The organism is Streptomyces sp. NPDC007264, assembly GCF_042869095.1.
Lineage (GTDB): Bacteria > Actinomycetota > Actinomycetes > Streptomycetales > Streptomycetaceae > Streptomyces.
In genome coordinates this window covers 418,526-437,510 of sequence record NZ_JBIAFD010000002.1, presented here as the reverse complement: position 1 = coordinate 437,510, position 18,985 = coordinate 418,526, and the positions used below count along the sequence as shown (strand labels likewise).

The following is an 18,985-nucleotide window of genomic DNA, read 5'->3' as shown; positions in this document are numbered from 1 at the left end:
AAGGGGAGGAACCCGTGCCACTCCACAGGATCGAGCAGCTGACTCTCGGCGTGCCCGACGTCGCCGCTGCCGCCGTCTTCTACGAGGACTTCGGCCTCAGCCGAAGCCGCACCACACCCGCCGGAAGCGCCGGACCCGGCCTCGTCCTCGGCACCACCGACGGCGGGGACCAGCTCCGCCTCGTGCACAGCGCCCGGCGCCGGCTGCTGGAGGCCACCTTCGCGGCCGACGACCCCGACGACCTGGCACGCATCACGCGCCGGCTGCGGGATCTGGACGCCGCCGTGCCGGTCACCGCGAGCGGCACCGGCACCGAGGCCGAGTGCGTGGCGGTCGAGCGCGCCACCGGCGTCCGCGTCCGTGTCGTCGTCCGCCCCCGCCTGGCGCAGCCGCCCGTACCGGCTCCGGTGTACAACGGGCCCGGGAGCACGCCCCGCATCGCCGAGCGTGCCCCCGGACTGCTGCGCCGCGACCCCGTCCGGCCGCGTCGCCTGGGCCACTTCGTCCTGGGCACGACGGACTTCGACACCACGCGCCGGTTCTTCACCGACGGTCTGGAGTTCAAGGTCAGCGACATCGTCAAGGACGTCGGAGTGTTCCTGAGGTGCTCCACCGACCACCACAACCTGCTGGTCCAGCGGGCCCCGGTGCCGTTCCTGCACCACACCAGCTGGCAGGTCGACGACGTGGACGAGATCGGCCGCGGCGCGATGAGCATGCTGGAGACGGACCCCGGCCGTCACGTGTGGGGACTCGGCCGCCACTACGCCGGAAGCAACTTCTTCTGGTACCTGAAGGACCCGGCCGGCAACTTCGCCGAGTACCACAGCGACATGGACTGCATCCCCGAAGACGCGCTGTGGACCCCGGAGGAGCTCGAGGGAGCACGCGGGCTGTACCAGTGGGGTCCTCCGCCCCCGCCCTCCTTCGTCAAGCCCGAGGACCTCGCGGACATGATGATCTCCAGCCACCCTTGAGGACACCAGGGCGCCGTCGGACCACCGGTCCGACGGCGCCCGCGGACGTCGCGGGACGACCGGTACCGGGTGCGCCACCACAGGCGCACCCGGTACCGGTCTGCTGCGTTCCCCGGCGGCGCGGACACCGTGCCGCCGGGGGCCTGTCAGTCGTTCACCGGACGCACCGCGAGCAGGTCGGCGAGGCCGACGCGGGTGAGGAAGTCGCGTCGGATCCGGTCCGCGACGTCCGAGACCGCCTCGGAGCCGTCGTCGATCGGGTCGATGGTGACCCGGTAGGGGCGCCGACCGGCGGGAAGCGCGACGATGCGGGCGATCTCGTCGGAGACGAGGGACGCCTCCGTGCCTTCGGGGGTCAGCGCGGCGAGCTTCTCCCCGACCTGGCCGACCAGACCGGCGTACCTGGTCTCGTACTCCGCTTCGACCTCGTGGTCGGACGGGCCACCGGCGTGGGCGAAGTGGTTGGTGCCGCTCGTGAACGCGCCGGGAACGACGATGGACGTCTCCACTCCCCAACGCGCCAGTTCCGCCGCGTAGCTGACCGCGAGTGAGTCCATCGCGGCCTTGGCCGCGAAGTACGGCGCCAGATAGGGCGGGGTGCCGCCCTTGACGCTGGTGCTGGACACCCAGATCACCAGGCCCCGGCCCGCGTGACGCATGCTGGGCAGCGCCGCGCGGTTGACGCGCTGGGTCGACAGCACGTTCACGTCGTACAGGTCGGCGAGCTGCTCCGGGGTGAAGGCCTCGGTGGGCCCGGCCACCATGTGGCCGGCGTTGTGGACGAGGACGTCGATCCGCCCGTGCTCGTCGAGGATCCGGTGGACGGCGGTGTCGACGGAGTCCTGCGAGGTGACGTCGAGTTCGATGGCCCGCAGGTCGACGCCGTGCTCCTTGCTGTAGTCGGAGGCGGCTTCGGCCTGCGGGGCGTTGCGGGTGGCCGTCCGGCGCATCCCCGCGTAGACGACGTGTCCGGCGTCCGCGAGGGCGCGGGCGGTGAGGGCGCCGAAGCCGCTGGACGCACCGGTGATGACGACGATGTTGCTCATGATCTCTCCTGGGGATTCTGATGACACGGCCGGGGCCGTCGCCGGGGCCGTCGGGGGGCGACCGCAGCGGCCGGGGACGTCGGTCAGGCGATGCCGCCGTTGGCGTAGAGGACCTGGCCGTTGATCCAGCGGGCCGGGCCGGCGAGGAAGGCCACGGTCTCGGCGATGTCCTGCGGTGTGCCCAGGCGTTCGAGCGGTGCCGCCTTGGACAGCTTGGTGACGGTGGATTCGTCCTTGCCCTCGAGGAAGAGGGGAGTGGCGGTGGGGCCGGGGGCGACGGTGTTGACGGTGATGTCCCTGCCGCGCAGTTCCCGGGCGAGGACCATCGTCATGGCCTCGACCGCCCCCTTGCTCGCCGCATAGGCGCCGTAGGCCGGGAACTGCAGGCGGGTGACGGACGTGGAGAAGTTGACGACCGCACCCCCGCCGCGTACGCGCCGGGCCGCCTGCTGGGAGACCACGAAGGCACCGCGGATGTTGGTGCGGTGCATGCGGTCGAGGTCGTCGAGGTCCAGCGTGGCGATGGGCGAGAGAACCATGGTTCCGGCGGTGTTGACGACGACGTCGACACCGTCGAACCGCTGCTCCACCGCGTCGAAGGCGGCGGACATCGCGTGCTCGTCGGCGATGTCACCGCTCACCGTCATGGCCGTGCCGCCGGCCGCGGTGATGGCGGCGACCGTCTCGTCGGCCTTGGCCTTGTTGCCCCCGTAGTGCACGGCGACGGCCATGCCGTCCGATGCCAGACGTTCGGCGACCGCTCGGCCTATGCCGCCGGAGCCGCCGGTGACGAGGGCGACGCGGGTCGGGTTGTCGTTCATGGTGTGTCCTCGGGGGATCGGGGTGGGGCAGGGGGCAGGTCTCGTGTGCAGGTCAGTCGGTCCGGTCGGCTTCCGCTATCCGGGTCAGCCACTGTCCGAGGAGTGCCGACTCGGCGGTGGTGAAGGGCTGGGGAGTGAGCTCGTCCAGGGACGACAGCAGCGTGGTGGCGGCGGCCCGCCGGGTGTCGTGCGTCGCCGCGCCGGCCGGCGGGTCGAGCAGGACGGCCCGGTGGATCGCATCGCGGACCATCACGGACAGGCTCTCGTCCGGGTACAGCGTCGGACGGGTGATCAGGGCCAGGGCGACGCCGGTGTTGGCGGTCATGACCATGCGTGCGGCCGCGTCCGGCGTGACGCGCAGCCGCCCCTGCCTGGCGAGCCGCTCGAGGACCTCGCGCAGGATGCGCATGGCTTCCTCCGCGGCCTCGGGCTGTGAGCCCAGCGCAGAGGAGAACATCAGCTTGTAGGCGTTGGGGTGGGCCAGTGCGAACGCCGTGTGGCTGTCCCATCCCGCCCGCAGGTCCTGCAACGGGTCCGCGGATCTGCCTGCGGCCCTCTTGCTGCTCAGGTACTGGTCCCAGACGTGGTCGACCGTGGCCCTGAGAAGCCCGCTCTTGTCGCCGAACAGCCGGTACAGCACGGGCTGCTGGACGCCCGCGGCCTCGCTCACCGCGCGAGTGGACACGTCGCCGCCGGGGGAGCGCGCGAGCAGTTCCGCGGCCGCCGCGATTATCGTTGATCTCGTATCCATGTAATCGACGATAACACCGCACTGTTTCGGTGACAACAGATAGCTGTTATCGGCGATACCGACCCGATGTGCGCGGGCGGCGCCTCACGATCGGGGGGAGCGCCGACAGGTCGCCGGTGGGCCGAGTGAGTGGTTCCGGAAAGGGTGTGCGACACCGCACCGCATCCCGGAGCACGGGAGACGCGCGCCGCTAGCGTGCCGCCGTGGAGACCTCCCCGACCCGTCGGGTTCTCACCCTGCTGCTGGCCTGCCTCGTCTCGGTTCCCTTCCTTGCGGCCGCCACCGGGCCGGCCGTCGCCGCCGTGCCCACGTGCCGGCTCGGTGCCTATGTCGCCGACCTGTACGCGCTGGACACGCGGCGGCAGACCATCGGCGCGGACATCTGGTTCTGGAGCGTGTGCCCGCGGGCGGACATGGAGCCGATCCGTCGCTTCGAGTTCATCAACGCCTCGCAGACCCGGAGGGCCGACCGCGTCAGCGTCTGGGACGACGGGATGTACTGGACGTACGAAAAGGTCGTGGCGACCTATCGCGAGCGGTTCGTCATCCGTGACTACCCGTTCGACCGGCACACCCTGGACTTCGTCGTGGAGCACACCCAGGACGCGACGCGATTCGTCTACACGGCCGACCCGGCCAACTCCACCTACAACCCCGGCATCCGGCCGGACGGCTTCTCGATCAGCCGTTTCCGTGTTCTGGTGCGGGACCACCGCTACCGGACGACGTTCGGCGCCCCGCGCCTGCGCCCCGGGAACGGCTCGGCCTACAGCCAGTTCGTCGTGCGCATGAGCATCGAGAGGACCGACGTCAGCGGCTTCGTCCGGGAGACCTGGCCGGTCTACGTCTCCTTCCTCATCGCCCTGGCGACGTTCTTCATCTGGTTCGAGGACGCCACGGCGGTGCTCGGCGCACGTCTGGGCATGCTGGGCGCCGCGCTGTTCACCATCGTGGTGAACCTGCGGGCCGTCAACGAGTCCCTCGGCACGGGGGTCGGAATGACGCTGGTCGACCAGATCCACCTGTACACGCTGGTGTACGTACTGGTCGGGGTGGCGACGACCACCTACAGCTGGCGGATCGCCGTCCGCCCCGAGGGAGGGTTCCAGGCCCAGAGGTTCAACCACTGGGTCGCGCTCGTGGCCAGCCTGCTCTATGTGGCCGGGCTCGCGGCCGCCGTCGCATCGGCAGTGGTCGGATGACGGCGGTGCCGGCCGGCCCGTGAGGAACCGGGGCCGGTGCCGACCCGTGGGGCGTCACACCCCGAACAGCGAACCGGCCGCGGCCGAGAGTTCCGCCGCGCAGCGGATCCCGGCGTCGGGCGGCACGGACATCCGGCGCAGCGCCCCGGACACCACGTCCTCGATCAGCACCAGGCGGGCGGTGAGGTCGGCCGGGCCGACCGGGCCGCCGCGTGCGCGGCCCACCAGGTCGGTCAGCACCTCCTCGGCCCCCTTCTGCAATTCGGCCGTGCTCTGCCAGCCGCCCGCCCGCGGCCGGCCCGAGGAGGCGCCCGGGACGCCGAGCGCGTCGGAGAGACGGCGGGGCAGCGTGGCGTGCCAGTGCGCCATCGAGCCCGTCAGCTCGGCGCGCACGCCGTCGAGGAAGAGCAGCAGCACGGCCGCGCCCATGGACGTGTTGACGGCGGGCGGTTCCAGCGCGCGCCGTCGTCCGGGGAAGCGGTCGGGGGTGCCCAGATAGGAGCGCAGGACGACGGGCATGGCCTCGTCCTCGGCCGGGGGACGGTCCCGTTCGGGTGCCAACAGGGCATACACGGGTGCGATCGCCCGCGCGGCCTGCTCGGCTGCGGTCTGACAGGCGTAGTCAGTGGGCACGAGGCCGCTCCTCTCTGCTGAGACGTCGTTGTCCGCGGCGGCGTCGGTTGCCGGTGTGCACGGACGGGGGGAGCGCATGGTTCACCGTCCGGGCCGCTGCGCACCCCTTTCTGCGCCGGCTATCACGAAGCCACTTCCCGCCACAAGGCCACCCGGCCCATTTATACAAGAGGTAGTTGTTTATATTCTTCGCATCGTCAATATTGCGGACTCGCGCTGAGGCAGGGCGGCGGAGCCCACCTCTACGTCCGTTCGAGGAGAACGCATGGGAACGCCGGACATCACGGCCCAGCACACGACCGAAGGCTTCGAGGTTTCCCCGAACGGCCCCCCCGGGCGCAAGCGGGCGCGCATGATCGCTCGCGGTTGGGTGCAGGCGGCCGTCCTGGTGACGGCCGTCGGATTCCTGGTCATGGGATTCCTGGCCATGCGCACCTATCAGGCGGAGCCCCCCATCCCGGACCGGGTGGTCACCGCCACCGGTGAGCAGTTGTTCACCGGTGAAGACGTCCGGGACGGCCAGCGGGCGTTCCTCCGCAACGGCCTGATGCAGTACGGCTCGATCTTCGGCCACGGTGCCTACCTGGGCCCCGACTTCACCGCCGACTACCTGCACCGCAGTGCCACCTACGTGCAGAAGCGGTATGCGGACGGCGCCGCCGCGAGCGACGCGCATGCCCGTACCGTCGCCGACTTCCGCACCAACCGCTACGACTCCCGCACCGGCACGCTGGTGTGGTCCGAGGCGCAGGGTGAGGCGTTCCGGAAGCTGACCGCCCACTACGAGGACCTGCTGGGCCGTCCGGAGGCCAAGCAGGGGCTGCGCCCGAACGCGGTGACCGATCCGGCGACCGTCCACGACCTGACGGCGTACTTCGGCTGGTCCGCGTGGGCCGCAGCGGCCGACCGTCCGGGCCAGACCTACTCCTACACCAACAACTGGCCCGCCGAGTCCCTCGTGGACAACGGTCCCACCGGCCACACGATGACGTGGAGCGTGCTCTCCCTCGTCTTCCTGCTGGTGGGCACGGGCGGCCTGTTCGCGGCGTTCGGCCGCTGGAACTTCCTCGGCTGGCACGGCCGCGACCAGCGCATGCTGCGCTTCCATGCGCCGAAGGACGTACGGCTGACCCCCGCCCAGCGCACCACCGCCTGGTTCTTCTTCGTCATGGCCGCGCTCTTCCTCCTCCAGTCCCTGCTGGGGGCCGCCACCCAGCACTACCGCGCGGATCTGGGCAGCTTCTTCGGCATTCCGCTGGACCGCCTGCTGCCGTACAACATCACCCGCACCTGGCACACACAGCTGGCGATCTTCTGGGTGGTCACCTCGTTCCTGGCCATCGGCATCTTCCTGGCGCCGCTGATCTCCCGCGGCTGGGAGCCCGCCCGGCAGGCACTGCTGTCCCGGCTGCTCCTCGGGGCCCTCGCCGTGGTGGTCTTCGGCTCGCTGCTGGGTGAGCTGGCCGGTACCCGGGGCTGGTTCGGCGGCCTGTGGAGCTGGCTCGGCGACCAGGGCTGGGAGTACCTCGACCTAGGGCGGCTGTGGCAGGTGCTGCTGGTGGCCGGGCTGGCCGTGTGGACGCTGATCCTGTTCCGCGGGCTGCGCCGGCGGCTGGCCGCCGAGAGCGTGGCCAACATGCCCTGGATGTTCTTCCTCGCCGCCCTGGCCCTGCCCGCCTTCTATGCGGTCGGCCTGCTGGCCACGCCCGACTCCACATACACCGCCGCCGACTTCTGGCGGTTCATCGTCGTCCACCTGTGGGTCGAGGACTTCCTGGAACTGTTCACCACCGTCACCGTCGCCTACCTCTTCGTCCTGCTCGGCGTGGTCCGCGAGCGGGTGGCGCTGACCGTGATCTATCTCGACATCGTGCTGTACAGCGCGGGCGGCGTGATCGGCACCATGCACCACCTGTACTTCTCCGGCGAACCGGCCGAACACCTCGCCCTGGGCGCGATGTTCTCCGCGCTGGAGGTGGTGCCGCTGCTGTTCCTGACCGTCGAGGCGTGGAGCTTCCTGCAACTCGGCGCCCGTCGGCACAGCCCCTCCCGCACCCCGTTCCCGCACCGGTGGGCCGTGATGTTCCTGGCCGCTGTGGGCTTCTGGAACTTCCTGGGCGCCGGCGTCTTCGGCTTCCTGATCAACCTGCCGATCGTCTCCTACTACGAGATCGGCACCGGGCTGACGGCCAACCACGCGCACGCGGCCATGATGGGCGTCTACGGCATGCTGGCCGTCGGGTTCGCGATGTTCGCGCTGCGCTACCTCATCCCCGAGGACCGCTGGGACGACCGCTGGCCGCGGCTGTCCTTCTGGTCGCTCAACCTGGGCCTGGCGTGGATGAGCTTCGCCACCCTGCTGCCGGGCGGGGCGCTGCAGCTGTACAAGGTCCTCGACGCCGGGTACGCCGACGCCCGCAGCCTCGGCTATCTCCAGGGCCACGCGAACACCGTCCTGGAATGGCTCCGGCTGCCCGGTGACGTGGTGTTCCTCGTCGGCGGGGTGCTGCCCCTGCTGTGGATGACCTGGCTGGGTGTCCGCCACCGGGTCAGCGGGTCGCGCAGCCCGGACGCCCCCGGGCAGGACCTGCTCTTCACCGAGGTCGTCCCGGACGACGCGGCGCAGGACGAGGCCGCGGCCGGCACGGGGCAGCCGGCCGTCCAGGAGCAGCCGTGAGCGGCGAGGCGGTCTTCGTGGCCCTGTACGCCGTCGTCCTGCTCGTCGTGGTCGGCGTGCTGGAGTTCTACGCCCGCCAGCCGACGAGCGCATGGGCCTCGCAGGTGTTCGCCGGGTACCGGCGGGCCGTCCCGGACGCGCCCCGGCCGGCCGACCCCGGCGACTGGCCGCACTCGGAGGTGGGCCGCTTCCACCGGGTGCTGTCCCTGTTCGTCGCGGCGATCGCGGTCCTGCTGGTCTCGGCGGAGCTGGTGCGCAACCACCGGCCGCTGGAGGCGGTGGCGCTCGCCGCCGCCGGGACCCCGCACGCCCTGGTCGTGCACCGGCTCCGACGGCGCCTGCGCCGTCCCGGCCGCCGGGACGTCTCCGAACGCTCCTGACATCCGCTCCTGTATTTACGAACAAAGTCAAATAAAATAGCGTCCATGACCGAACAGCCCATGACCGATCCCAGTCCTCCGGCCCCCCTGGGAGAGAGCCGCAGCCGAGTTCTGGAGATCTTGCGGGCGGAGCAGCGGCCGATGGGCGTGCAGGACGTCGCCGCACGCACCGAGCTGCACCCCAACACCGCCCGCTTCCACCTCGACGGGCTGGTCGAGGCCGGGCTGGCCGCGCGCCGCACCGAGGAGCGCGACCAGCCCGGCCGCCCGCGCATGGTCTACCGCGCCGTCGCCGCGGACGCCACCAGCGGGCTGCGCAGCTACCGCATGCTGGCCGAGATGCTGACCGGCATCGTGGTCGCCGGAGTGCCGCAGCCCGAACAGGCCGCCGTCCGGGCGGGCGAGACCTGGGGCCGCTATCTCGCCGACCGGCCCGCCCCGCTGGAGCACATCGACGCCGCCGAGGGGGTCCGGCGGGTGGTGCAGGTCCTCGAGAACATCGGATTCGCACCCGACACCGCACCGGGCGCCGCGGACCACCCGGACCAGCAGGTCATCCGCATCCGGCACTGCCCCTTCCGGGAGATCGCCGAGCAGCACCGGGAGGTGGTCTGCTCGCTCCACCTGGGGCTGATGCGCGGCGTACTGGCGGAGGTGCACGCCCCGGTCGCCGCGGAGCGTCTCGAACCGTTCGTCGAGCCCTCCCTCTGCCTGGCCCGGCTCGCCCCCGCACCCGACGAGCGGCGGCAGCCCCGCTGACGTCACACCGGGGTCAGCACGGTCACCTCCGGAGACTCCCGCAGGAACGCGCCCCGTGCCGCGAGGAACTCCCGGACGTACGTCCGGCGCTCGTGGAACGCGAACGCCTCCGCGTCCCGGTACAGCTCGTAGAAGATCCGCTCGCCGGGCGTCGCGGTGGTGTGGACCGCGTACAGGAGGGTCCCCGGCTCGTGGGCGCGGACGAGGCCGACGGTACGGGCCACCAGGGCGTCGAAGGCGGGCTCCGCTCCGTCCCGGACGGCGAACCGCACCAGCAGGGCGTAGCCCGCCGGAGGAGGAGTGATCACCGCCGCGGAGGTCATCGCTGGACCTCCGCGCCGGCCTGGGCGAGCCGTTCGAGTTCGGCGCGTTCGGGGGCGCCCTCCCAGTCGCCGCGCACCGCGCAGGCGGCGGCCCCGCAGATCGCCGCCGTGCGCAGGCGCCGCGCCACCGGGGCGCCCGCGATGCGCTCCGCGAGGTACCCGGCCACGAAGGCGTCGCCCGCGCCGACCGGATCGATCACGGTGGTCGGTATCGCCGCGGTCTCGTACCCGGCGCCGTCCACGAGCGCGAACGCGCCGTGCGGGCCCCGTTTGACGACCACCTCCGCGGGCCCGAGCCGGGCCAGCCCGGTGGCGAGCGCGACATGGTCGCCGGAGGCGCCGAGCAGGGCCGCCTCGTCCTCGCCGGCGAACAGCACGTCGGCCTGCCGGGCGAGGGGGACGAGGCAGGACCGCGCCTCGTGCCGCGACCACAGGGTGGCGCGGTAGTTGACGTCGAGGGAGACGGGGACGCCGTTCTCCCGCGCGAGCCGGACCGCGTACTCGACGGCGTCGCGCGCCGACGCCGACAGGGCCGGGGTGATCCCGGTGACGTGCAGCACCGCCGCACCGGGGACGAGGGACTCGCCGACGTCCTCGGGCGACAGTCGCGACCCGGCGCTGCCTCGGCGGTAGTAGGTGACGCGCCGGTCGACGACGGTCCTGCGGGTCTTGAGCATCAGGCCGGTGGGGGCCCCGGCGTCCTTGCGGACGGCGCCGGTGTCGACGCCTTCCCCGCGCAGGCTCGCCAGGACCAGCCTGCCGACCTCGTCGTCGCCCACGCGGCCGATCCACGCGGCCGGGACGCCCAGCCGCGCCACCCCGATGGCGACGTTGGACTCGGCCCCGCCGGTGCCCAGTTCCAGGGTCCGCTGGTGGCGCAGGGGGCCCTCGCCGGTCGTGGTCAACAGACCCATCGTCTCGCCCAGGGTGACCAGGGGACGGTTGCTCATGTGTGTCTTCCTTCTTCGGGACGGCCGGCCCGGCCCGTGGGCGCGGGGTGCTGCGGCCCGGTGCAGGACCGGACGAGCGCCTCGGCCCGCCGGGTGATCTCGTCGAGGGGAGTGCCGCCGTCGCCGACGAGCGGGGACCCGAGCCCGACCGCGAAGGCGCCCGCCCGCAGATAGTCGGCGGCCGCGGCGACGGTGATGCCGCCGGTCGGCATCAGCCGCAGGTGCGGCAGCGGTGCCCGTACCTGCCGCAGATAGTCCGGGCCGAAAGCGGCGGCCGGGAACACCTTGACGGCCGCCGCGCCCTCCCGGGCGGCCGCCAGCATCTCCGAGGGGGTCAGGGCGCCCGTCACCACGGGGACCCCGCGCGGGGCGCAGCGGTCGACGACGCCCTCGACCCGTGCGGGGGTGACGACGAACGCGGCACCCGCCGCGCAGGCGTCCGCCGCCTGGTCGGGTTCGGTGACGCTGCCGACGCCCACGGTCAGTCCCATCTCCCGCAGGGCGGCCACGCTCTCCAGGGCACCGCGGGAGGTCATCGTCACCTCCACGCAGGTGACGCCGCCCGCCGCCAGGGCGCGCGCGACGGCGGGGAAGCCGCTCGCGTCCGCGGCGCGCAGCACCGCCACCACGCGGCGCCGGGCCAGTTCGTCCAGGGTCCCGCTCACGGCAGCACCTCTCCTTCACGGGCCACGCGGATCGCCTGCGCGGCAATGGTCAGGGCCGGGTTCATGGCGGCGGAGGAGGGCAGGAACGAGGCGTCGACCACGAACAGGTTGCGCACGTCGTGGCTGCGGCAGTACGGGTCGAGGACCGACCGGGCGGGGTCCTCGCCCGCGCGGAGCGTTCCGCACTGGTGGGAGTCGGTCTCCACGCCGAAGGTGTCCGCGGCGAGGAACCGGTATCCGGCCCGGCGCATCATCCGCCGCGCGCGGACGACCAGTTCGCGGTGCGCGCGGGTGTTGGTCGGGCTCCAGTGGACCCGCACGCGCCCCGAGGGCCCGAGGACCACCCGGTTGTCGTCGTCGGGCAGGTCCTCCGACATCACCCACCACTCCACGCTGTGCGCGGTCATGGCGCGCAGCAGGGGGCGCGGCAGCCGCGGCCGGGCGGCCTTGAGCATGGCGGCCTGCAGCTTGCCCAGCAGCTGTACGGTGCCCAGCGGGTAGGGGCCGCCCCGCCCGGGACGGTAGTAGTCGTCGACCGCGAGCGTCTTCTGGAACCAGGTCGGATTGGGGCGCCGCATGTCCACGGCCAGCAGGGCGGTGTTGTTGTGCTGCATATAGCCCCGGCCGACCAGACCGGAGGAGTTGCCCAGGCCCCGGGGGTGGGAGACGGACTGCGAGCGCAGCAGCAGCGCGGCGGACTCCACGGCCCCCGCGCCGACGACGAACGTCCCCGCGCGCAGTTCCAGCGGGGCCCCGCCGCGTTCGGCCCGGGCCGCCACCACGGTGCGCCCGGCGGGGTCGGTGTCCAGGCGCACCACGCGCGTCCCGGTCAGCAGCCGGACCCGGCCGCCTTCGAGGGCCGGCCGCACCCCGCAGGTCTCCGCGTCGCTCTTGGCCCCCACCAGGCAGGGGAAGCCGTCGCAGGTGCGGCAGCGCACGCAGGCGCCGCCCTCGCCCCGGTCGACGCCCATGGGCAGGGAGTAGGGGTGCAGGCCCTGGCGGCGCAGCCGGTCGGCCAGGTCGGCCACGTAGGGCTCGTGGTCGAGGGCGGGGAAGGGGTACGGGCCCGAGCGGCGCGGCTCGGTGGGGTCCTCGCCGGGCGAGCCGTGCACCCGGTACCACTGCTCGGCGACCGCGTAGTGCGGTTCGAGGTCGGCGTAGGAGAACGGCCAGGCGGGAGAGGTGCCCTCCCAGTGCTCCACCGCGGTGAAGTCCTCCTCGCGGAAGCGCGGCAGACAGGCTCCGTAGACCTTGGTGCTGCCGCCCACGTACTGGTGGACACCCGGGGTGAAGGCGCGGCCCGTCCCGTCCTCCCACGACGGGGCGTTCTTGTAGCGCCGCCGCTCGAAGACGTCGGAGGGCGACCAGTTCTGGGGTTCCCGGGGCAGGAATCCGCCCTGTTCGACGAGCAGGATCCGGGCTCCGGTGCCGGCCAGGGCGCGCGCGAGGGTACCCCCGCCCATGCCGGTGCCGACGATCAGCACGTCGCAGTCGACCACCGGGCCCACCTCGCCCGTGACGATCGCGGGGGAGGAGGCGGACCACAGGCCGGCGGCGCTCACTTGACCGATCCCGCCGTCAGGCCGCGGATGAAGTACTTGCCGAGCAGCAGGTAGATCAGCGCGGTCGGCACGGCCGCGATGACCGCGCCGGCCATGACGACGCTCCAGTTCACGGACTGGGTGCCGGAGAGGTTGTTCAGCGCCACGGTGACCGGCTGGCTCGCGGGGTCGGGAACGACGACGATGCCGAAGACGAAGTCGTTCCAGATGTTGGTGAACTGGAAGATCCCGGCGACCACGAACCCGGGCAGCGACAGCGGCAGCATCACCCGCCAGAAGGTCTGCAGCACGCCGGCGCCGTCGATCGAGGCCGCCTCCACGATGGCCTGCGGCACCGCCGCGTAGTAGTTGCGGAAGATGAGGGTGGCGATGGGGATGCCGTAGACGACGTGGACGAGCACGAGCCCGGGGACGGTGCCGTACAGGCCGATCCACTGGAGGAACGTCACCAGGGGGATGAGCACGGCCTGGTACGGGATGAACATGCCCAGCAGCATGATCGTGAAGACCAGGTTGGCCTTCGGGAAGCGCACCTTCGACAGGACGAACCCGTTGAGCGCGCCGACCAGCGAGGAGATGACGGTCGCGGGCACCACCATCAGCAGGCTGTTGACGAAGTTGCCGGACAGCCGCGACCACGCCTCGTGGTAGCCGTCGAGGCTGAGCGGGGACGGCAGGTGCCACATGGTGGAGACGTCGGCCTGCGCCGACGACTTCAGCCCCGCGGAGACCATGACGTACACCGGCAGCAGGAACAGCAGCGTGCCCACGGTCAGGGCCGCGACGACGGCCCACTGGCCGGGGGTGCGGGGCAGGCGGCGGCGCCGTGTCCGGCCGCCGGGCGCCCCGGGGCCGGGGCCGCCGGACGGCCCGGCGGCGACGGAGGCCGGGAGCTGGGTGCCGGCGGCCATGTCAGGATTCCTCTCGGGTGTAGGTGCGCGCGAGGTAGGGCACGACGACCGCGCACACCAGCAGCAGCATCACCACGCTCGCCGCGGCACCGGTGTTGTAGCGCAGCGCGCGGAACATCTGCTCGTAGACGAAGATGCCGGGGACGTCCGTGCTGAAACCGACTCCGCTGCCCGCCATCGCGTACACCAGGTCGAAGATCTTCAGGCTGACGTGCCCGAGGATGACCAGGGTGGTCACGGTGACGGGCCGCAGCATCGGCAGGATCACCTTGCGGTAGGTCTGCAGGGGCCCGGCGCCGTCCATCAGGGCGGCCTCCCGGACCTCGTCGGGCACGGCGGCGAGGCCGGCCAGGTACATGGCCATCGCGAACCCGCCGAGCTGCCAGGCCGCGGCGATGACGACCGGGACGAGGGCGAGCGGGATGCCCACCTGGGTGTGCAGGTAGGTCCCGCCCGGGATGACCGACTCCAGCACGCCGTTGAGCTGCCCGACGACGCGCTGGTCACTGATCCAGTCGGGCCGCAGCGGCTGGCCGGTCACGGAGGCGTAGGCGCTCGACACACCGGTCGCGTCGAGCAGCAGGTTGGCCCCGGTCTGCGGGGTGAAGATCCACCGCCAGACGACACCGGTGACGATGAACGACAGGGCGTAGGGGAAGAGGAAGACACTGCGGAAGAAGGCCCGCCCGACCACGACGTGGTGCACCAGGACGGCCAGCACCAGCCCCAGGACGACGGAGGCGAGGAGGAACAGCACGGTGAAGACGACGGTGTTGCGCAGGTCCGCCTGGAAGCGGGCGGTGGCGAACAGGTCGGCGTAGTTGCCCAGCGCCGAGTCGCGCAGGGCGGTGTCGCGGTTGAAGGGGTTCCACCGCCGGGTCAGGGAGATGAAGACCGTGAAGCCGATGAAGCCGTAGACGAAGACGGCCAGCAGGATGAAGCTCGGGGCGACGAGCGCCGGGCCGAGCCAGGTGCGGCGCAGCCGGGCCCAGCGCCCGTGGCTCGTGACGCGGCCGGTGCGGACGGGCTGCCGCGCCGGGACCGTGCTCGTGTGGGTCATGGTGGACTCTTCTGTCGCTGGGGGTGGGTTCGGTGGTCGGGTGTCCTCGGCCCGCCCTGGGCCGGGCGGGCCGAGGACACCCCGCTGCGGGAGCCGTGCGTCACTTCTCGGCGCCGTCGAGGGCCTTGACGAAGGCGTCGACGTCGTGGCTCGCGTTCAGCTGGTTGACGGCGTCGAAGAAGGACTGCTGGAAGCGCGGCGACGTGGCCTCACCGTGCACCAGCGTGCTGACCAGCGTCTCCTTGCGGAAGTCCTGGGCGGCCGCCTGCTGGTAGGCGCCCAGTGACGACACGTCGACATCGGTGCGGACGGGGGTGGAGCCCTTGGCCTTGTTGAAGGCCAGCTGGCTCTCCTTGCTGCCGACCGAGGCGATCCACTTCTTCACCAGGCCGGGGTTCTTGCCGGCGGCCGAGGCCACGAAGACGTCGCCGACGGTGACGAAGACGTGCTCCGAGCCGGGGAAGGGCACGTACCCGAAGTCCTTGCCGTCGTGCTGGCCGTTTTTGACCAGTTCGCCGTAGGCCCAGTCGCCCATCGTGTTGAAGGCGCAGCCGCCGTCGGCCATCCGCTTGACGGCCTGGTCCCAGGTCAGGGCGGAGTGGTCGTTGTTGACCCGGCCGAGCAGCCCGGTGTACTCCTTCACCGCGGCGCGGACCTGCGGGTCGGACCACTTGGTGCGGCCGCTGACCAGCCGGTCCCAGCCGTCGGCGCCGAGCCGGCCGACGAGGACGTTCTCCAGCACCTCCGCGGAGGCGAAGATGTCCTTGTCGCCCAGGCACAGCGGCGTGGTGCCCTTGGCGCGGAGCTTGTCCAGGGCGCGGTCGAACTCCTGCTGGGTGAGGTGGTCGCCGACACTGATCCCGGCGTCGGCGAGGACCTTCTTGTTGAACCACAGCACGTTGCCGCGGTGGACGCCGGTGAGGACGCCGTAGACCTTGCCGTCCCTGCTCATCGCGTCGATGAGCGGCTTCGGCATGACGGACGTCCACTTGTTCGCGGTGTACACGTCGGTGAGGTCGAGGGCCAGGCCGTTGTCGAGGAGCTCGCTCATCGCCTTGCCGGGGTGGGTCTGCCAGGTGTCCGGCGCGTTGCCGCCGACCAGCCGGGTCTGCAGGACCTGCTGGGCGTTGGAGCCGCCGCCGCCGGAGACCGCTCCGTTGCGGACGGACGCGCCGGGGTTGGCCTTCTTGAAGTTGCCGATCAGGGCGTCGAGGGCGGCGGCCTCCGATCCGGAGGTCCACCAGGAGAAGACCTCGACCTGGTCGGTCTTCTCACTGCCGGCGACCGATCCACCGCCGCAGGCGGTGGCCGTCAGGGCGGCCGCGGCGGTCAGCGCCACGGCCCACAGGGGCGTTCTTCTCATGTCGTCGAGCTCCTTGTGCGTACGGGTGGGTGCGGGTGGGGCGGGGTTCACCGGACGGCGACGCGCGGGCGTGCCACGGCAGCGGGCGGCTGGGCGTGGGGGGTTGCCCGGGGAGGAAGGGGAGGGAGGGGAGGGGAGGGAGAGGAGGGGAGCGGAGAGGGCGGGTGCCGACCGCGGCGGCGGTGGCCGGCGCGGTCGGCCGCGGCCGTGCGGGGAGACGGTCAGGCGGCCGGGCGGACGCCGGACACGGCGGTCAGGGGGCCGCCGAGGACCTTGTGGAGCGCCTCGACGAAGAAGTAGTCGCCCCACATGACGCTCTCGTCGACACCGAGCCCCTTGGACTCGTGGTAGGAGGCGCGCTTGAGCACGCCCTCCCAGGCCGGATCGTGCGAGGCCAGGAAGTCCTCCTGGCACAGCCGTTCCAGCGCGGCGAACGCATGGCCGCGGTAGCGCGCCGCGCGTTCGCCGTCCACCAGCTCGGCGAGCTGGAGCAGTCCGCTGGCCGCGATCGCGGCCGCGGAGGACTCGTACGGCAGACGGGGGTCGGGTTCGTCCCAGTCGTTCGGCGGGACGAGCCGGTCGCCCGTGTGGGAGATGTGATAGTCGGCGCAGGCGATCGCGGTGTCCAGGTAGTCGCGCTCGCCGGTGAGGGCGTGGCAGGTGCCGAACCCGTACAGCGCCCAGGTCTGGCCGCGTGCCCAGCAGGAGTCGGCGCGCCAGCCCTGCTGGGTGCTCTGGCGCAGGAACTCGCCGGTGGCCAGGTCGAACACGCCCTCGTGCGCGGTGCTGCCGTCGCCGCGCACCAGATGGCGCCGGGTGGTGCGGCAGTGCTGGTGGGCGATGTCCAGCAGGGCGTCGTCCCCGCTCTGCTGGGCGGCGTGGAAGACGATGCCGACGTTCATCATGATGTCGATGAACAGGCTGTCGGGGGCGAGGAAGGACCGCAGATAGCGTCCCGCCTGGTTGTAACGCAGTCCCATGGTGCGCCCTGCGGTCACCACGACGTCGTTCCTGGACGCGTCGCCGGTCAGGTCGTACCACCGCTTCCAGGTGGGCCAGAACACGAACCCGAGGTCGTGCACGTCACGGTCGTGCTTGCGGCCCTCCACCAGCAGCGAGTAGTGCTCGGCCCGGCGCCGCCACAACGGGTCGCCCGTGACCTCGGCGAAGATCCACATCTGGCCCCCGAGGAAGCCCTCGCACCAGTTGGTCCACGACTCCTTCTGGTGGTGCCACCGGCCGTTCTCGGTGTACAGGGGGAAGTAGTCGCCGTGCGAGGTGACCAGCCGGTCCACCTTCTCCTGGGCGACCTCGAGAGCGCGTTCGGCCGCGGCGCGCAGCGAGGCGGGCGGATTCAGCCCCCGCGCGGCGCCGGCGACGGTGTCGGTCATGGTCTGTCCGTTCCTTCCAGGGGGACCCACGGGCGGCGCCGTGGGCCGGTGTGCACCACCACGCTCTTCAGCTCGGTGAAGGCGTCGATGGCGTGCCGTCCGAGTTCGCGGCCGATGCCGCTCTCGCCGTAGCCCCCGAAGCTGATCTCGGGGAAGCCGTCCATGAAGCAGTTGACCCAGACCGTCCCGGCGCGGCTGCGGCGCGCGTACGCCAGGGCGGTGTCGACGTCCCGGGTCCACACCGCCGACGACAGTCCGTACGGGGTGGAGTTGGTGATCGCGACGGCTTCGTCGAGGGAGCCGAAGCGCAGTACGGACAGCACCGGTCCGAAGATCTCCGTCGTCGCGATCGACATGTCGGCGGTGACGTGGTCGAAGACGGTCGGGGCGTAGAACCGGCCGGCCGGGGTGTCGAGGCGGTGCCCGCCGAGCAGCAGCTCGGCACCGGCCTCGGTGCCCTCGCCGACGAGCCGTTCGATGACCCGGAGTTGCTCGTCGCTGGCGATCGCACCGACCTTGGTGGTCTCGTCGAGGGGGTCGCCCACCACCACCCGCCGGGCGTGCTCCACCACACGCCGGACGAACTCGTCGGCGATGTCGCGGTGCACCAGCAGCCTGCTGCCGGAGTTGCAGCACTCGCCCTGGTTGAACAGCACGCCGAAGACCACGGCGTCGACGGCGGCGTCGAGGTCGGCGTCGGGGAAGACGACCTGCGGGTTCTTGCCGCCCAGTTCCAGCTCGACCCGCTTGAGGGTCCGGGCCGCGGCGGTCATGACCTTCTTTCCCACCTCCGTGGAACCGGTGAAGGAGACCATGTCCACGAGCGGGTGCTCGCTCAGCCGGGCCCCGACGCCTCCCTTGCCGGTGACGACGTTGACCACACCGGCCGGCACACCGGCCTCGGTCAGCAGGTCACCGAGGACGAGGGTGGTCCCCGGCGTGAGCTGGCTCGGCTTGACCACCGCGGTGCAGCCGACGGCCAGCGCGAAGGGCAGCTTCTGGCTGACGATCAGCAGGGGGAAGTTCCAGGGGGTGATGATGCCGACGACGCCGACCGGTTCGCGCAGGGCCAGGCCCAGGTAGTCACCGCCGAGCGCGTTGTGGGAGTCGCCGTAGGCGTGCTGGGCCAGGGTTGCGGCGTAGTACCACAGCTCGGCGGTGGTGGTGACCTCCCCACGCGCCTGGCCGAGGGGCTTGCCGCTCTCCAGCGCCTCCACGCGGGCCAGTTCCTCGGCGTGTTCCTCCACGAGCGCGGCGACGCGCCGCAGGACGCGGGCGCGCTCCATGCCGGGCAGGTCCCGCCAGCGGCCGTCGTCGAACGCCTTGCGGGCGGTCTCCACGGCCAGGTCGACCTCTTCCGCGCTCGCCTCGACGTACTCGCCGACGACATGGCCGTGGGCCGGACTGGTGCGGGTGAACAGCCGCCCGCCGGGCGCGTGGACGTGCTCGCCGCCGATGAGCAGGGGATAGCGGCGCGGCGCCGTGGTGTCGGTGGTGGTCATGGCAGGTGTCTC

The 18,985-nt window shown here is 72.0% G+C and carries 18 protein-coding genes; 5 read left to right on the top strand and 13 right to left on the bottom strand.

Annotation, left to right across the window (positions count from 1 at the left end; all coding sequences use genetic code 11):
- Window positions 1–14 precede the first annotated feature (14 nt).
- On the top strand, window positions 15–977 hold the full coding sequence (locus ACFYMU_RS04725; RefSeq protein ID WP_388367753.1) for a VOC family protein: 963 nt from the start codon (window positions 15–17) through the stop codon (window positions 975–977).
- 146 nt (window positions 978–1,123) lie between these two features.
- Here the strand turns inward: ACFYMU_RS04725 and ACFYMU_RS04720 are convergent, their stop codons facing one another.
- The 3 genes from ACFYMU_RS04720 to ACFYMU_RS04710 form a co-directional block, all read right to left on the bottom strand.
- On the bottom strand, window positions 1,124–2,023 hold the full coding sequence (locus ACFYMU_RS04720) for an SDR family oxidoreductase (RefSeq protein ID WP_388367751.1): 900 nt from the start codon (window positions 2,021–2,023) through the stop codon (window positions 1,124–1,126).
- A gap of 83 nt (window positions 2,024–2,106) precedes the next feature.
- Window positions 2,107–2,844 (bottom strand): SDR family oxidoreductase, encoded by a 738-nt coding sequence (locus ACFYMU_RS04715; protein WP_388367750.1) that lies wholly within the window; start codon window positions 2,842–2,844, stop codon window positions 2,107–2,109.
- Between the two features lie 52 nt (window positions 2,845–2,896).
- Window positions 2,897–3,595, bottom strand: coding sequence for a TetR/AcrR family transcriptional regulator (locus ACFYMU_RS04710; RefSeq protein ID WP_388367747.1), 699 nt, complete (start codon window positions 3,593–3,595; stop codon window positions 2,897–2,899).
- 203 nt (window positions 3,596–3,798) lie between these two features.
- On the opposite strand from ACFYMU_RS04710, the gene ACFYMU_RS04705 reads away from it, so the two are divergent.
- Window positions 3,799–4,797, top strand: coding sequence for a hypothetical protein (locus ACFYMU_RS04705; protein ID WP_388367744.1), 999 nt, complete (start codon window positions 3,799–3,801; stop codon window positions 4,795–4,797).
- Window positions 4,798–4,851: 54 nt separating this feature from the next.
- On the opposite strand, the gene ACFYMU_RS04700 is transcribed toward ACFYMU_RS04705, so the two are convergent.
- Complete coding sequence (locus tag ACFYMU_RS04700; protein ID WP_388367743.1) at window positions 4,852–5,430, bottom strand: hypothetical protein; 579 nt, start codon at window positions 5,428–5,430, stop codon at window positions 4,852–4,854.
- Between the two features lie 265 nt (window positions 5,431–5,695).
- Here ACFYMU_RS04700 and ACFYMU_RS04695 point away from each other — a divergent pair, with 265 nt between their 5' ends.
- Genes ACFYMU_RS04695 through ACFYMU_RS04685 form a run of 3 tightly spaced genes read left to right on the top strand, consistent with a single transcriptional unit; the run spans window position 5,696 to window position 9,246 of the window.
- Window positions 5,696–8,107, top strand: a complete 2,412-nt coding sequence (locus ACFYMU_RS04695; protein WP_388367740.1) for a nitric-oxide reductase large subunit — start codon at window positions 5,696–5,698, stop codon at window positions 8,105–8,107.
- Window positions 8,104–8,487, top strand: coding sequence for a hypothetical protein (locus ACFYMU_RS04690; RefSeq protein WP_388367738.1), 384 nt, complete (start codon window positions 8,104–8,106; stop codon window positions 8,485–8,487). Before ACFYMU_RS04695 ends, ACFYMU_RS04690 begins: the two co-directional genes overlap by 4 nt.
- A gap of 45 nt (window positions 8,488–8,532) precedes the next feature.
- Window positions 8,533–9,246, top strand: coding sequence for a helix-turn-helix transcriptional regulator (locus ACFYMU_RS04685; RefSeq protein ID WP_388367735.1), 714 nt, complete (start codon window positions 8,533–8,535; stop codon window positions 9,244–9,246).
- Window positions 9,247–9,248: 2 nt separating this feature from the next.
- Here ACFYMU_RS04685 and ACFYMU_RS04680 read toward each other — a convergent pair whose 3' ends face one another.
- The 9 genes from ACFYMU_RS04680 to ACFYMU_RS04640 all read right to left on the bottom strand — a co-directional run bounded on the left by ACFYMU_RS04680 (window position 9,249) and on the right by ACFYMU_RS04640 (window position 18,973).
- Complete coding sequence (locus ACFYMU_RS04680; RefSeq protein WP_388367733.1) at window positions 9,249–9,569, bottom strand: putative quinol monooxygenase; 321 nt, start codon at window positions 9,567–9,569, stop codon at window positions 9,249–9,251.
- Window positions 9,566–10,519, bottom strand: coding sequence for a sugar kinase (locus ACFYMU_RS04675; RefSeq protein WP_388367730.1), 954 nt, complete (start codon window positions 10,517–10,519; stop codon window positions 9,566–9,568). The genes ACFYMU_RS04680 and ACFYMU_RS04675 overlap by 4 nt, the downstream gene beginning before the upstream one ends.
- Window positions 10,516–11,184: a bifunctional 4-hydroxy-2-oxoglutarate aldolase/2-dehydro-3-deoxy-phosphogluconate aldolase gene (locus ACFYMU_RS04670; protein WP_388367729.1), complete on the bottom strand. Its 669-nt coding sequence runs from the start codon at window positions 11,182–11,184 to the stop codon at window positions 10,516–10,518. Before ACFYMU_RS04670 ends, ACFYMU_RS04675 begins: the two co-directional genes overlap by 4 nt.
- Window positions 11,181–12,746 carry a GMC oxidoreductase gene (locus ACFYMU_RS04665; protein WP_388367727.1) on the bottom strand — a complete coding sequence of 522 codons (1,566 nt, stop codon included), beginning with the start codon at window positions 12,744–12,746 and terminating at the stop codon, window positions 11,181–11,183. Before ACFYMU_RS04665 ends, ACFYMU_RS04670 begins: the two co-directional genes overlap by 4 nt.
- Window positions 12,743–13,657 carry a carbohydrate ABC transporter permease gene (locus tag ACFYMU_RS04660; protein WP_388367725.1) on the bottom strand — a complete coding sequence of 305 codons (915 nt, stop codon included), beginning with the start codon at window positions 13,655–13,657 and terminating at the stop codon, window positions 12,743–12,745. The genes ACFYMU_RS04665 and ACFYMU_RS04660 overlap by 4 nt, the downstream gene beginning before the upstream one ends.
- A 1-nt stretch (window position 13,658) precedes the next feature.
- The gene (locus ACFYMU_RS04655; protein WP_388367723.1) at window positions 13,659–14,717 is read right to left on the bottom strand and encodes a carbohydrate ABC transporter permease; all 1,059 of its coding nucleotides are present in this window, start codon (window positions 14,715–14,717) and stop codon (window positions 13,659–13,661) included.
- Window positions 14,718–14,817: 100 nt separating this feature from the next.
- Window positions 14,818–16,080, bottom strand: coding sequence for an ABC transporter substrate-binding protein (locus tag ACFYMU_RS04650; protein WP_388367721.1), 1,263 nt, complete (start codon window positions 16,078–16,080; stop codon window positions 14,818–14,820).
- A 221-nt stretch (window positions 16,081–16,301) separates the two neighbouring features.
- Window positions 16,302–17,471 (bottom strand): glycoside hydrolase family 88 protein, encoded by a 1,170-nt coding sequence (locus ACFYMU_RS04645; protein ID WP_388367718.1) that lies wholly within the window; start codon window positions 17,469–17,471, stop codon window positions 16,302–16,304.
- The gene (locus ACFYMU_RS04640) at window positions 17,468–18,973 is read right to left on the bottom strand and encodes an aldehyde dehydrogenase family protein (RefSeq protein ID WP_388367715.1); all 1,506 of its coding nucleotides are present in this window, start codon (window positions 18,971–18,973) and stop codon (window positions 17,468–17,470) included. The genes ACFYMU_RS04645 and ACFYMU_RS04640 overlap by 4 nt, the downstream gene beginning before the upstream one ends.
- Window positions 18,974–18,985 lie beyond the last annotated feature (12 nt).